We start from the raw sequence: 14,014 nt of genomic DNA, 5'->3' as shown, positions 1-14,014 counted from the left end.
ATGCAGGTAGAGGATATCAAAGAATATAGTACCAAGATCAAACGTACAGAGGAAGAAATTGCCAAGGGGATCATCGGTCAGAGAAACGTGATCCATCACATTTTGCTGGCAATATTGGCAGACGGCAATGTGTTATTAGAGGGTGTTCCGGGACTTGGTAAAACACAGTTGGTGAAGACGTTAGCAAAAGTTATGGATCTTAATTTCTCGCGTATACAGTTTACGCCGGATCTAATGCCGACCGATATTACCGGTACCAATCTGATCATAAAAGAAGGAGATCGAAATCGGTTTCAATTTGAAAAAGGACCTGTGTTTGCAAACTTGGTCTTAGCGGACGAGATCAACCGTGCAACACCGAAGACACAGTCCGCATTGTTAGAAGCGATGCAGGAAAAAACAGTAACAGTTGGAAATCATACGTATGAACTCCCAAAACCTTATATGGTTCTTGCAACGCAGAATCCGATTGAAAATGAAGGTACCTATCCGCTTCCGGAGGCACAGTTGGATCGTTTTTTATTTAAGTTATTGATCGAGTTCCCGTCTCTTGAGGAACTAAAGCAGATCATGCATCTGACGGTAGAAGGACAGCAGGAACAGATCCAGCCGGTGCTTACTGTAGGAGATCTGATGGAAATGCGTCAGGTGGTTCGTGATATACCGGTGTCGGCAGCAGTGGAGGAATATGCGCTGGCATTGGTGATCGGAACACATCCGGACAGTGAGTATGCGGTGAAAGAAGTTAAGCAATATGTATTAGAGGGAGCCAGTCCGCGTGCGGCACAGGCGATTCTGCTGACGGCTAAGGCAAGGGCGTTGTTAGATGGCCGTTACAATGTTTCCTTCGATGATATTGATGATGTGGCAAAGGCGGCACTGAGGCACCGGTTGGCATTAAACTTTGATGCGCTGTCGGAAAATATAGTGGCAGACACGATCATTGCAGCATTGCAGGAGGCACTCAATGGAAGAAAAACTGTTTGATGGTGATTTTTTTCGAAGCTTGAAACGGATTAGCCTTTGGAGTGAAAATCGCTTAAATGGAGGCAGAGGCGGCAGCAGAAAATCTACTGCCAAAGGCAGCAGTGTGGAATTTTCTGATTTTCGAGAATATATGCCGGGAGACGATATACGTCGTATTGACTGGAACGCCTATGGAAGAAGTGAAAAATTATTTATTAAGCTTTTCATGCAGGAACAGGAAGGAATGTACACTGTCGTTTTAGACACAAGCCGATCCATGAAGGCAGACATGACAGAGAAATATAAACTTGCGGCGAAATTAGCAGGAATGTTTGGGCATCTGGCATTACAGTCACAAGACCGGGTCCGTCTGGTATCGGTTCAGGACGGTATGGCACAGATTGAAAAATCTCTGACCGGGATGCAGAGCAGAAACTTATTTTTGGATCAAGTGGCAAGACAGCGATTTGATGGGGTGACAGATCTGTGGCAGTCGGTACGCCATATTCCATTTCCGCGAAAAGGGACTGTTATTTTACTGTCCGATTTTATGGACAGAGATACCAATGGCGGACATATGGAGACAATACATCAGACACTTCGTTATTTGAAATTTTGTAAACAGGACATATTGATCCTGCAGATTTTAGATAAAGAAGAACGGAAACCACAGTTGGAGGGGACGGTCAAACTGATCGATTGTGAGACAGAGCAGGATCTGACAGTAACCATGACCTCGTGGCTGCGCAAGCAGTATGACAACAGACTTACTGCGTTTCAAAAAGGACTGGAGAGTGCAGCCAAAAAGTATCAGGCGCATTTTATGCAGGTGTATACGGACACGTCCTTAGAAAAGATAATTTATGACGGCATGAGAGCCGGCGTTTTTGAACAGGTATAAGATAACCCGGATATAGAGGAGGGGATACGATGGGATTTGAACATTTATGGCCATTATTATTTCTTGCATTTGTGCCGGGTATTGTTTTGCTCTATTTACTGAAGCAGAAGGTACAGACCAAGAAAGTGCCGGCATTAAATTTGTGGCAGGAAGCTTTTGAATCTGTACAGGCATCGACTCCATGGGAGAAATTTCGTAATCATTTGTTAATGTATCTACAGATTGCTGTTTTGCTTTTGCTTGTTTTTGCCATGCTTATGCCGTACATCAAACGGAAGGGCGGCGAGACGGATCACGTTGTTTTGTGTATTGACACCAGTGGAAGCATGAATGGCCGATATAAACAGGACAGTACCAAATTAGAAGAAGCGAAAAAGCAGGCACTCACCTACGTGGATCAGTTAGATCCGGGAACGAAAGTCACCGTAGTTACAGGGGCACAGACAGCGCAGCTTTTAGTGACAGATTCGACAGATACCGGCAGCATCAAGAAAACAATACGAGGTATTGGCGAAACAGACATTGCCGGGAGCTTAGAGGCCTCTTTACAGATTGTAACACCGCTTGTGAAACAGTGGCATAACTATAAAGTGATCGGGTTTACCGATAGTGATGCTGATGTAGGAAAGTTAAATGCGGATATTATTGCGTTGACCGATCAGGAAGGGACGACGAATGCCGGTTTAAGCTGGTTGTCCCATCAGACGGATGCAGAACATAAAATAACAACACAGGCCGGTATTACAAATTACGGAGAGAAAGATTTTAAGACAGATGTAGAACTGTATTTGGGCGACACGTTATTTGATGCGCAGACCGTATCGCTAAAGGCGGGGCAGAGTAAGACGATCACCTTCCAGACGACAACGAACAGTCATTTCCGGAACCTGACAGCAAGCAAGGGGTATTTGAAAGCTCATATTGTAGCAGAGGACGGCAATTCACACGATAATGCGGTCTATGAAATGATTGAAAGACAGAAGAAAAAGACGGTATTATTGGTATCCAAACAAAACAGTTTTATGGAAAGGGCATTGTCTCTGGAAGATTCTATAACTGTAGAACAAACAACTCGGACAAAAAACATAAATCCGGACAAGGCATATGATTTCATCGTATACGATGGAGTTATGCCGACGAAATGGTATCATAATGAGAATGTGATATTACTCGCACCATCGGATAAGGTGGTGATCGGAAAGCAGACTTTAGTTCGTAAAGTACAGACATTCAAAAATGGATCAATTACGTTTCCGCAAAGTAATATTACACAGGATCTGGAGGCGTTTACGGTCAGTGCAGCCAAAGGATTTCGCTACGCACTTCCGTCGTGGGCATATTCTTTTGCCGGGGAAGGAAATCAGTGTGTTGGCTATCTTGGAAAGCTTCAAGATCGCGTTGTTGCGGTGCTTGGTTTCAATCTGCACAATTCGGACCTTCCTCTGCAAATGGAATTTCCGGTGTTAGTACAGGGGATTTTGGCGCAGGCAGAGCAGACGATGTCTTTTGATGCAGCATCGTACGAGCCGGGAGATACGGTCACCCTGCAGCTTGGCAGTGGTAAGCGGGCATCTATCCGCTGGCAAGATCCGGCAGGACAGACAGTTGCTGATCAAAATGCACAGGGGCAGGCAGTATATACCGATACGAGGATGGCCGGTCTATACCATATGACGGTAACGGACACAAAGAGATCCACCAAATATTTTGCGGTGACATTTCCTGAGAAGGAATCTAAGTGCACGAATCGGGTACACATCACACAAAATGGCAGAAAACAGACTGTGACAACGGAAAATGTCAGCAAACTGTATGGCAAGAGGATGCTTGTAAGACCACTGATCCTTATTGTGTTGTTATTGCTGTGTGTGGAATGGATCATATATAGACGTCGAACAAATTCAACGAATCGATTTAATAAAGTATCCACAATCGCATGCCGTATTCTATTATTTGCCGGATTGACCGCCGCATTTATCGGAATATCTATGTCCCATATTTCGGACAGTACAACGACCGTTTTTGTGGTGGATGTGTCGCAGAGTTTTGCTGGAAAACGCAGTGAAATGGTGCAGCAGATAAGAGATGAACTTAAGAAGCTGCCGTCAAAAGATCGTGCCGGAGTAGTTGCTTTTGGAGGAGATGCGAATGTAGAACAGTTCGTGTCGGATACGGTGAAGTTTACAGAACTTAATTCGGTCCGGGTAGAAACGGAAACCAATATTGAAAAAGGACTTCAGACAGCAATGTCCCTTTTCTCGGACAGCGACGGAAAGCGCATTGTTTTACTAACAGACGGCAGACAAAATAGTGGCGATGTGCGTAAAATGAGCAGCAGCTTACAGGCAGGAAATGTGGAATTACAGGTGTTACAACAGGATTGTACTCCGGACAAGGAAGTTTGGTTATCGGACATGACCGTACCGGAACAGATTACACCGGGAGAGCGTTTTACCGTAGAGATCGAAGTAAACGGTAATGTTGCGACTAATGCTGTTCTGCAATTATATAATGACACGAAGCTTCGCAGACAGGAGCATGTCACTATACAAAAAGGAACCAATCATTTTACCTTTCAGGATCAGCGAAAACAGACAGGATTTACCAATTACCGGGCGGTGATCGTTCCGGAGAAAGATACGATACAGGCTAATAATGAGTATGTTGCTTATACGAAAGCGACCGAGCAAAAAAAGGTGCTGCTCATCGAAGGAAAAAGCGGAGAAAGTAAGCAATTTCAAAAGGTTTTGCAGGCAGCTGGCATCAATTATGACGTAGTGACGCCATCTTTCGCCCCGGATACGCTTAAAAAGATGCGGGAATATAGCTCTATTTTACTGGAAAATGTATATGCAGACGATCTAAAGAGCGGATTTATGGATCATATCACCACCTATGTCAAGGATTATGCCGGAGGGTTGATCGCGATCGGTGGAGATCAAAGTTTTGCGCTTGGTGCATATCGGGATACTGCCTTAGAAAAGGTGCTTCCGGTCAATATGGAGATCAAGGGCGACAAGGACTCGCCAAAACTTGCGATGACGTTAGTGATCGACCATTCCGGAAGTATGACGGATGCGTCCGACGGAGGCAAAAGTAAGTTAGAGTATGCGAAAGAAGCGGCCGCAGCTGCGGTCAATAACCTTCGCAGTACAGATATCGTTGGTATAGAATCATTTGACGATGGCTATCATTGGCAGGTTAAACCGATCCGGCTTACAGACCGTGATGATGTCCTAAGCAAGATATATGGCATTAAAGATGGCGGCGGCACCAGTATTTATCCTGCATTGAAAGAGGCTTATGAGCAAATGACCAAGGTGAGCACAAATGATGCGCAGATCAAACATATCGTTTTGCTGACTGATGGACAGGATACGTACCATGGGTATGACGATCTGCTTAAGGACATGAATGATAATAAGATAACCTTATCGACAGTAGCGGTAGGGTCGGATGCCGACGTAAATATTCTGCGCACCTTAGCAGACAAAGGAAAGGGGCGCTTTTATCAAACGAATGCGGGCACCGGACTGAGCAGGATCTTTGCTCAGGAAGTATTTTTGTCGCAGGGAGAATATTTGGTCAACAAGACTTTTACACCGGTCATAACGGCGAACAGTGACATATTAGAGCAGCTTAGAGAAGGTGGTTTCCCGGAGATGCTTGGATATATAGGAACGACATTGAAGTCGAATGCGACAGCAGTATTGATGGATGATAAAAAGGAAAGTCCGATCTTAGCAACGTGGCAGTATGGCTTGGGGACAACAGCGGCATTTACTACAGATGTAGTAAACGAGTGGACAGCTAATTATGCACAGTGGGAGGATTATCCGGCGTTTTGGCGCGGATTGATCAACCAGACGATAGGGGAACAGAATCATCAGGGCATTACCGTAACGGCACGGCAGGAGGGGAGTGCCGGTGTGATCGAGTATACCAATGCAAAAGTTAGTGGTGACGATCAAGTTACCGCAGTTTATGATGATGCGGACGGGAAAACGAATACTGTGACGTTACATTCTGTTTCCGGCAGCCGTTATGAGGGTGAGATTCCGCTTTCTGATGTAGGTGTCTACCAGATCAATGTCCGCCGCAGTAATGGAAAGAAAATACTAGATAACACCAATACGCAGTTGACGATGCAATATTCTGCCGAATATCGTTATGACACGACAGATACGGCATTGAATGAATTGATCGCGTCGGTATCAGGACGTTCGATCAATTCATTAGAGGGCTGTTTTGATACGACACCACAGCGGAATGCCGCAAAGCGTGATCTGACGTTATATCTGCTGATGGCAATGACAATTCTTTGGTTCTTGGATATATGGAATCGGCGTATGCCGGATCTGCTGCCGACAGCATTGCGTAGATTAGGAAATCTTCGTTCGAAAGCAGTGGATACCATATTGTCTGCGGTTGACACGCCACAGGAGGAGTCTGCTGTCAAAACAAAGCAAAAGAAGATAACGAGGCCAAAGAAACAAAAGAAACCAAAACAGCAGAAACAACAGGCGTCACAGGCTATGCTTGATATTAGCAGCTTGAAGAAGGGGCTGCAGGATATGTATGATGACACACAAAAATAAGTTGCAATATTTTGTCAATACGAATACAATAAAAAGCATGAAAATCCAAATGTTATGGAGGGCAAAATGATACCGATTAGTGAGAGAAAACGGATTGTCGTCAAGGTGGGAACCTCGACATTAACACATCGTACCGGAAGATTAAACATACGGCGCGTGGAGCAGCTCGTCAAGACACTTGCCGATCTGCAAAATGCAGGGCACGAGGTGATCTTGGTTTCCAGCGGTGCGATTGGTCTTGGTATGGGTAAGCTTGGCTTGATGGACCGACCTAAAGACACACCCGGGAAACAGGCTTGTGCCGCAGTAGGGCAATGTGAGCTAATGTATTTATATGACAACTTGTTTTCTGAATACAGTATAACGGTGGCACAGTTATTGTTGACGAAATATATATTGTTAGAGGATCGCCGTAAAAATGTGGAAAATGCGTTAGAACGTTTGATCTCACAGGGAGTGATCCCGGTTGTCAATGAAAATGATACGGTTGCCATTGATGAGTTGGAGTTGGAAATGGGCGAGAATGATTCGTTGGCAGCTGTCGTGGCAACGATCGCCAATGCAGATCTTCTTATCATCATGTCAGACATAGATGGACTGTATGACAGTGACCCGCGTCAAAATCCGGATGCCAAGATGATCCCGGTTGTTCGAGAGATCAGTGAAGATATTCATGCGGTTGCAGGCGGCGCCGGAACAAAATTTGGCACTGGCGGCATGGCAACGAAGATTCATGCTGTGGAAATTGCATACGAATCCGATATTGATGTTGTGTTGATGAACGGGCAGCACCCTAAGAAATTGTATGAGCTTTTTGAAGACAAGCCGGTTGGCACTTTATTTCATAAAGGGTAAAGAGTCATAAGCCTATTTTCGCGACAGAGATAGATCATCATAAAAATTAAAATCAAAACCGCTGGAGCGTTATCCGTTCCAGCGGTTTTGCAGTTGTAAGAATAACAGTATTAGTGACTAACATTGTCGTCCTTGATCACCTGTACGAGTTTATGGCGAAATGCCTTCTCTGAAATATTATTATCGTGGAAAGCAAAACGGTTGAAGTCAAATTCCGCATGACATACATCATCTTTGGTGAATATATCCGGTGTACGCTTCTGCTCCTCCGGCCAAAAGATAACGATACAGCCATAAGGTTCCCTGATATTCGCATCCATTTTGTCTGCAAATGGTATGGCAAGGCTTTGATCGATCATGACTACATGAGCGTATTGACCTACAACTTTTGCAAGTCTCGTTCCATTGATCGTAAAGGTATTCATATCATAGCCATCCGTAAACTCACTGCCTTCCGCAGAAGACTGTGTATTTTGCTGGACGATGGCGATCAGTGGCAGGTGGCGATTTGGATTTTTTACCAGTTCGCAGTAAGAAGTAAAATCTTTCGGCGTAGTTATAAATTGTGCCTTTGTGCCAAGTCTGACAACGTCAACGAAACCTACCTTTGAAGAAAGATCATTCATGAAAGATGGTTTGCTAAAACTGATCTGGTGCGAAGCACCGTGTGGCATATCGCGAGATGTCATATGATAAAAATGAAGTTTGCCATCACTCAACATAGCAACAGAAGAATGAATATGCCATAATGTACCGATCTGTTTGCTGTCTATGTGATTTAACTTCATGGAAAATGTCATATCTTCCGGTCGATAATCAATCTTTAATTGGTAGCCTGGCAGTTTGTTCTGATAAGAGCATAGTTCCTCAGGCATATCTTCAAAAACAGGATTCAACTTAAAACGAGCCCATTTATAAATGATATTTGATGCGTTTGTAAATTCGGACGCAAGTGATCTGACTTCTTTATGCAATAAATAGGTTTCCAGATGGAACAATACCGCAGAATCCAGTCTTGCAAAGTGAGAACGCGAACGCATTTTCTCATCACGGATAATAGGAAGTTTGTCACAGATGGCTGCGATCTCCTCATTATGGATCTTACTGTCATTCAAAAGCTTGACGATCAGGTTATAACTAGGCTGTGGCGCATCCAGTTTGAGCAGTTCGCGGATCAGATCCTTGCGTTTGCATTTGAAAAACTGTTTTGCAATCTCCTTGTCCCGGTCAAACAGTTCTAAAATTGCAGGATCAAGTTCGCTGTTATCATCCATATGGATTCGGAATTTGCTTTTTAGCATCAATTCCCAGTTGGCATTTTTGTAATGGTTATAAGAGAGTTGTTCAAATAACTGGACAAGTGACCAGTCACTTAGTTCCAAGTTGGCGAGGATGCAGTTCAAAATGCGAGACAATTCTTCGCTGCCACGCCAAAATTCATTGTCTGACAGGAGACTTTTGTAACGCATATCATGTTCAATCTCGTGCCATCCCTCAAAAAATACGGTCCGAAATTGAATCTCAAAGGTTGTATCAATAGGCAGCGTCCACATGTCCTTTTTGTAGACTTTGAAATATTCCGATGGGAAACGGAATACACCGTTGATCTTGGTTGCCTTAAATTCATTGGCAGTGGCATTGGTGCGAGACCAATGGTCTAACATCTGAAAGGTACTCTCCATAATATCACGGCAGATGCTAAGATCATCATAATAATACAAAACGACGCGTATGCCGATCAAATCCTGTATTTTTTTTGGATTTTGTTCGGTCCCGTATTGACGTCTGATCAGTTTGTTGGCAATAGAATCTGTCGATTTCACTCTGGAAAAAATACGAAAATATAAACCGCATGAACGAAATATTTCCTGTACGGCATCCGTCAGATGTTCACAAAATTCTGTTAATTTATCAAAATCGATTTCTTGTTCGATCTGTTGTTGTAGTAACACTTTCTTTTCGTCATCCCTCATTCACATTCCTCCAAAATACATTATATTATATCATACATTAATTAGCCTCTTTCAAACTTGCAAATTCGCTGTTTCAGAGCTTATTCGCTTGTTTCACAAGCTTATTTGCTCGTTAATGAGCCCAGTGTGTTCATTATATCATATTCCTGTATCCGCGTGTATTGTTTTTTGGACGTGTTCTGTTATAATAAGATGGCGAATGCTTTTTTTACAATTGATAGGAAATTGCTGTTATATTGCGTGGCAAAAGCAAAGAGCTGGCTTTGTTTTTTCAGCAAGTTGAAAGGAATGAGATATCATATGAAAGAATTAGAGTTTAACATTGATCTTACGACAGGTGAATTATATCGATTTTCGATGCGTCATACGTATTGCAGCGTGTCCGGCGCGGTTGGCGTATTGATCAGCCTTGGCAGCTGGGTGATCTGTGCGACACGTTATCAGACGTTGGATCGCACGGCGTTTATCGCACTGATCATTATTGGCTGTCTGTTCACCATTGTGCAGCCGGTCATGTTATATCAGAAGGCTTGGAAGCAAAAGAAACAGAATGAGGCGATCAATGCGGTACTACACTATTGTATATCTGAGGACGGCATTATTGTGTCGCAGGGGCAGCAGGAGGCAAAAGTGCACTGGTATGAAATTCGCAAGACGGTGAAGACAAAATCAGCACTTTACTTATACATGTCACAGGTTCGAGCATTTATTTTTCCAAAGGAACAGTTAGCGGACTGCTATGATGAGGTATGTGCTCTGGTGGAGGAGCGAAGAGCTGCCTATAAGGATTATGAACCGACACAGGAGGAACAGATCGATGACACAAAGCATGGAGAGTAATTCGGAGAAAGAGACATGGGAGATCGGCAACAGGATCGCGCAACAGTGTGAGGCGGGAACGATCGTATTACTGCATGGAGATCTTGGCGTTGGTAAAACGGTTTTTACCAAAGGGTTTGCGGCAGGATTGGGCGTGGAAGAACCGGTGAACAGTCCGACTTTTACGATCATACAGATTTATGAAAGCGGACGTCTTCCGTTATATCATTTTGATGTATACCGCATAGCCGATGTAGAGGAAATGGATGAGATCGGTTATGAAGATTACTTTTTTGGCGATGGCGTATGCTTGATCGAGTGGGCAGAGCTTATTCGTGACATTTTGCCGGAACAATGCGTTGAGGTTACCATTACCAAAGAGTTGGATAAAGGGTTTGATTTCCGACGCATACAGGTGACGGGCATAGAAGGAGGTTTGCAGTGAAATTATTAGCAATAGAAAGTTCGGGATTGGTGGCATCAGCCGCAGTGTTTGCAGATGACACGATAGTAGCAGAATTTACAGTCAATAATAAGCAGACACATTCGCAGACCTTACTGCCAATGATCGACCAAGTAGTTACGATGTCCGGTATCGACCTCAAAGAAATCGATGCCATAGCAACAACCTCTGGTCCCGGTTCTTTTACCGGACTCAGGATCGGGGCTGCGACAGCTAAGGGGTTAGGGCTGGCGCTACACAAACCGATCGTTCCGATCACAACATTGGAGGCACTGGCATTTCGACTGGCAGGCAGAGAGGGAAATATCTGTCCGATGATGGATGCGAGACGTAATCAGGTTTATGCAGGAGTTTACCGTGTCGGGGATATGTTATTGGAGTGCGTGACCGGACAAAAAGCAGTTTCCATTGAAGACTATATTGCGGAGTTAAATGATCTTGGGGATCCTGTTACCGTTTTGGGAGATGGCGTTCCGGTGCACCGCGAGGCATTACAACAGGGACTTAACGTAGCGTGGCAGGAAGCACCGGCTCATATGAACAGACAGAGTGCTGCTTCGGTAGCTGTTTTAGGTGCACGTTATTATGACGAAGGAAAGATAGTATCTGCCGAAGCGTTCCGGCCGGATTATCTTCGTAAATCACAAGCGGAGCGTGAGCGAGAAGCAAGGCTTGCCGCAGGAGAAAAGCATGACAGGGATGAATAGCCAAAATAGAATTCGGTACATGACAGACGAGGACGTTGGTGATGTGTGCAGGATCGATGCTGCCAGCTTTGCAAAACCTTGGCAGCAGGAGGAATTTATTAAAGCTGTTCATAGAGAAGATACGATCTATCTGGTTGCGGATAGCGGATCGGCAATCGTTGGATTTTGTGGATTATGGTGTTCCATGGAAGATGCGGATCTATGCCATATTGCCGTAGCGCCGGAGCAGCGTTCCCAAGGTATTGCGACACAATTATTAGGTATGGCAATAACAGAGTGCGAACATCGTGGTGTGAAACGTATTCTATTGGAGGTGCGGGCTTCCAATACAGCAGCAATACACTGTTATCATCAAATGGGTTTTGTGCAGATCGGAATAAGAAAGAAATATTATTCGCAGCCGAAAGAGGATGCGCTGCTATTAGAACATCAAATCACAAACAATTGATATGTTAGGCGGGATACGGCAGAACAATTGACAGAGATTACCACTGTACATTACATTGCGGACACAGTATACTGACGTTGTAAAACAGCAGGCACAGTAAATGTAAAAAGGCGGATCAATGTATAATGTAATGAGCAGAAAGGATGAGAATGATGTATTGCAACGCATGCGGGAAAAAACTGAAGATGCAACATGATGTGTTGTTAGAAGATGCTTTTGAGGCAAAAAAACAATGGGGATTCTTTTCCAAAAAAGATATGAAATTGCATTCTTTTGTATTATGCGAAGAGTGCTATGACCGTATTACGGCGCAATTTGTAATTCCACCTGATGTCAGTGAAGTGACGGAATTATAAGAATATCGGAGTCTGCGAAAGTGCAGAAATGATCGGAGCAGCCGGATAAGAGACCTTGGAAGATAGGAAGGAAAACAGTAATGTTAGATTTGTGCTTGTTAGGAACTAGCGGAATGATGCCGCTTCCGGGCAGGGCGTTGACAGCGCTTATGGCTCGATTCGGCGGCAGCAGCCTGCTTATAGACTGCGGAGAGGGGACGCAGGTGGCGATCCGTGAAAGAGGATGGAGCTTTCATCCGATCGATACCATCTGCTTTACACATTATCATGGCGATCATATCAGCGGGCTGCCGGGACTGCTTTTGTCTATGGGCAATGCAGAGCGCAAAGAGCCGGTGACTCTGATCGGACCACGTGGTCTGCAGAAAGTGGTAGAATCTCTATTAGTGATTGCACAGGGGTTACCCTTTGAATTGCAATATATCGAGTTGACGGACAAAGAGCAGGATTTGGAATGTAATGGATATCATCTGCATGCCTTTCGTGTGAATCACAATGTCACCTGTTATGGATATACGATAGAAATTCCGCGTGGTGGGCGCTTTTTCCCGGAGCGTGCCAAAGAGCAGGGGATCCCGGTACAGTATTGGAACCGGCTTCAGCATGGAGAGACGGTGGAATCGCCGGAGGGCATTTATACACCGGACATGGTGCTTGGTGCCCCTAGAAAGGGACTGAAAGTTACATATTGTACAGACACCAGACCAACAGCCGGCCTTACCAAGAATGCTTCCATGTCAGATTTGTTGATCTGCGAAGGAATGTACGGTGACAAAGAAAAGAAAGCTAAAGCGGTAGAAAATAAGCATATGATGTTTTTGGAGGCTGCACAGATGGCAAAAGAAGCTGAGGTTAAGGAACTTTGGCTGACGCATTACAGCCCATCGTTACTGTATCCGCAAAATTACATGCGGGAAGTATGCAAGATCTTTCCAAATGCAGTGGCAGGCAAAGATGGAATGAGTTGTACCTTGGAATTTGAGGATTGATATTTGACGATCACCTGTGTACAATAAAGAAAACAGACTATGGCAACAGATGTGAAGTTTTCGCAGGAGTCGATATAGAGACAACTTCATGGAAATGGAGGAAGCAGCATGAACAAGAAAAAGATTGGCATTACTTTTGTGGCGCTGGTGTGTCTTGCTGTAGTTGTTTTAACGATATTTTATATGATCAGTAACGGCAAGATCAGTGGGAGCAGAGAAAGTAAAAGCTCGACAACGGAAGTTGATAAGCTGATGAGTAAAGATTTGGATAATGGTTATCCGGAAACGCCAACGGAAGTGTTGAAGTTATATTGGAGATATAATAAATGTTTATACAACACAACTCTGACTGATAAAGAATATAACAAATTGTTAAAGCAGCTGCGTAAATTGTATGATGCAGAATTACTGGACGTCAAAGACAATGCGTGGGAGAAGATGTATAAGCGCCTGGCAAAGGAACAGAAAAGTTACAAAAAGAAAGAACAAACGATTTCTACATATGTAGTGCAGCCGGCAGGCAGCATCGAGTACACAACGATCAATAAAAGGGAATGTGCAACGGTCATTACCGGAACTTTGACGAAAGCAAAGCAGAAACGTATGCAGATATATGAAAAATTTCTCTGCCGCAAGGATGCCAAAGGAAAATGGCGTATCTTGGGTTGGGAGCAGACGACCGACAAAGAGGAAATAGCGACATTAGGAGATAATTAACAATGGAACAGGATGTATTAATATTAGGAATTGAGAGTTCATGCGATGAAACAGCAGCCTCGGTTGTGCGTAATGGCAGAGAGGTACTGTCGAACGTGATCTCCTCGCAGATAGACATTCATACCTTATATGGTGGTGTGGTGCCGGAGATTGCGTCCAGAAAGCATATAGAACGCATCAACTATGTGATTGAAGATGCATTAAAGCAGGCCAAAGTTACAT

13 protein-coding genes (1 of these 13 only partly in view) are annotated in these 14,014 nt (G+C 44.1%); 12 read left to right on the top strand and 1 reads right to left on the bottom strand.

The window, feature by feature from the left end; translation table 11 throughout:
- The 4 genes from ACSAJE_RS06975 (at position 1) to proB (ending at position 7,320) form a co-directional block, all read left to right on the top strand.
- Complete coding sequence (locus ACSAJE_RS06975) at positions 1–987, top strand: AAA family ATPase (RefSeq protein ID WP_458010030.1); 987 nt, start codon at positions 1–3, stop codon at positions 985–987.
- Positions 968–1,867, top strand: a complete 900-nt coding sequence (locus ACSAJE_RS06970) for a DUF58 domain-containing protein (RefSeq protein WP_458010029.1) — start codon at positions 968–970, stop codon at positions 1,865–1,867. The genes ACSAJE_RS06975 and ACSAJE_RS06970 overlap by 20 nt, the downstream gene beginning before the upstream one ends.
- Positions 1,868–1,896: 29 nt before the next feature.
- Positions 1,897–6,465, top strand: a complete 4,569-nt coding sequence (locus ACSAJE_RS06965) for a VWA domain-containing protein (protein WP_458010028.1) — start codon at positions 1,897–1,899, stop codon at positions 6,463–6,465.
- A 66-nt stretch (positions 6,466–6,531) separates the two neighbouring features.
- Positions 6,532–7,320, top strand: a complete 789-nt coding sequence (gene proB / locus ACSAJE_RS06960) for a glutamate 5-kinase (RefSeq protein ID WP_022024158.1) — start codon at positions 6,532–6,534, stop codon at positions 7,318–7,320.
- A gap of 110 nt (positions 7,321–7,430) precedes the next feature.
- Here the strand turns inward: proB and ACSAJE_RS06955 are convergent, their stop codons facing one another.
- Positions 7,431–9,293: a hypothetical protein gene (locus tag ACSAJE_RS06955; RefSeq protein WP_458010027.1), complete on the bottom strand. Its 1,863-nt coding sequence runs from the start codon at positions 9,291–9,293 to the stop codon at positions 7,431–7,433.
- A 300-nt stretch (positions 9,294–9,593) separates the two neighbouring features.
- Here ACSAJE_RS06955 and ACSAJE_RS06950 point away from each other — a divergent pair, with 300 nt between their 5' ends.
- The 8 genes from ACSAJE_RS06950 to tsaD all read left to right on the top strand — a co-directional run.
- The gene (locus tag ACSAJE_RS06950) at positions 9,594–10,133 is read left to right on the top strand and encodes a YcxB family protein (RefSeq protein ID WP_182434254.1); all 540 of its coding nucleotides are present in this window, start codon (positions 9,594–9,596) and stop codon (positions 10,131–10,133) included.
- Positions 10,123–10,557: a tRNA (adenosine(37)-N6)-threonylcarbamoyltransferase complex ATPase subunit type 1 TsaE gene (gene tsaE, locus ACSAJE_RS06945; RefSeq protein ID WP_118507825.1), complete on the top strand. Its 435-nt coding sequence runs from the start codon at positions 10,123–10,125 to the stop codon at positions 10,555–10,557. The genes ACSAJE_RS06950 and tsaE overlap by 11 nt, the downstream gene beginning before the upstream one ends.
- On the top strand, positions 10,554–11,282 hold the full coding sequence (gene tsaB, locus ACSAJE_RS06940) for a tRNA (adenosine(37)-N6)-threonylcarbamoyltransferase complex dimerization subunit type 1 TsaB (protein ID WP_022024162.1): 729 nt from the start codon (positions 10,554–10,556) through the stop codon (positions 11,280–11,282). Before tsaE ends, tsaB begins: the two co-directional genes overlap by 4 nt.
- Positions 11,266–11,730, top strand: a complete 465-nt coding sequence (gene rimI, locus ACSAJE_RS06935) for a ribosomal protein S18-alanine N-acetyltransferase (protein ID WP_022024163.1) — start codon at positions 11,266–11,268, stop codon at positions 11,728–11,730. The genes tsaB and rimI overlap by 17 nt, the downstream gene beginning before the upstream one ends.
- 185 nt (positions 11,731–11,915) lie before the next feature.
- Positions 11,916–12,086, top strand: a complete 171-nt coding sequence (locus ACSAJE_RS06930) for a hypothetical protein (RefSeq protein WP_243034740.1) — start codon at positions 11,916–11,918, stop codon at positions 12,084–12,086.
- An 80-nt stretch (positions 12,087–12,166) separates the two neighbouring features.
- Positions 12,167–13,075, top strand: coding sequence for a ribonuclease Z (locus tag ACSAJE_RS06925; RefSeq protein WP_458010026.1), 909 nt, complete (start codon positions 12,167–12,169; stop codon positions 13,073–13,075).
- A 108-nt stretch (positions 13,076–13,183) separates the two neighbouring features.
- On the top strand, positions 13,184–13,792 hold the full coding sequence (locus ACSAJE_RS06920) for a DUF6715 family protein (RefSeq protein WP_118507824.1): 609 nt from the start codon (positions 13,184–13,186) through the stop codon (positions 13,790–13,792).
- A gap of 2 nt (positions 13,793–13,794) precedes the next feature.
- Positions 13,795–14,014: the start of a tRNA (adenosine(37)-N6)-threonylcarbamoyltransferase complex transferase subunit TsaD gene (gene tsaD / locus ACSAJE_RS06915; RefSeq protein WP_022024168.1), read on the top strand. It continues 800 nt past the right edge of the window; only the first 220 of its 1,020 coding nucleotides appear in the window; its start codon is at positions 13,795–13,797; its stop codon lies off the right edge, out of view.

The sequence above is a fragment of the Jutongia sp. SJQ-6 genome, assembly GCF_054161275.1.
Note: the sequence above shows the minus strand (reverse complement) of the source record. Positions and strands in the feature narration are given on the sequence as shown.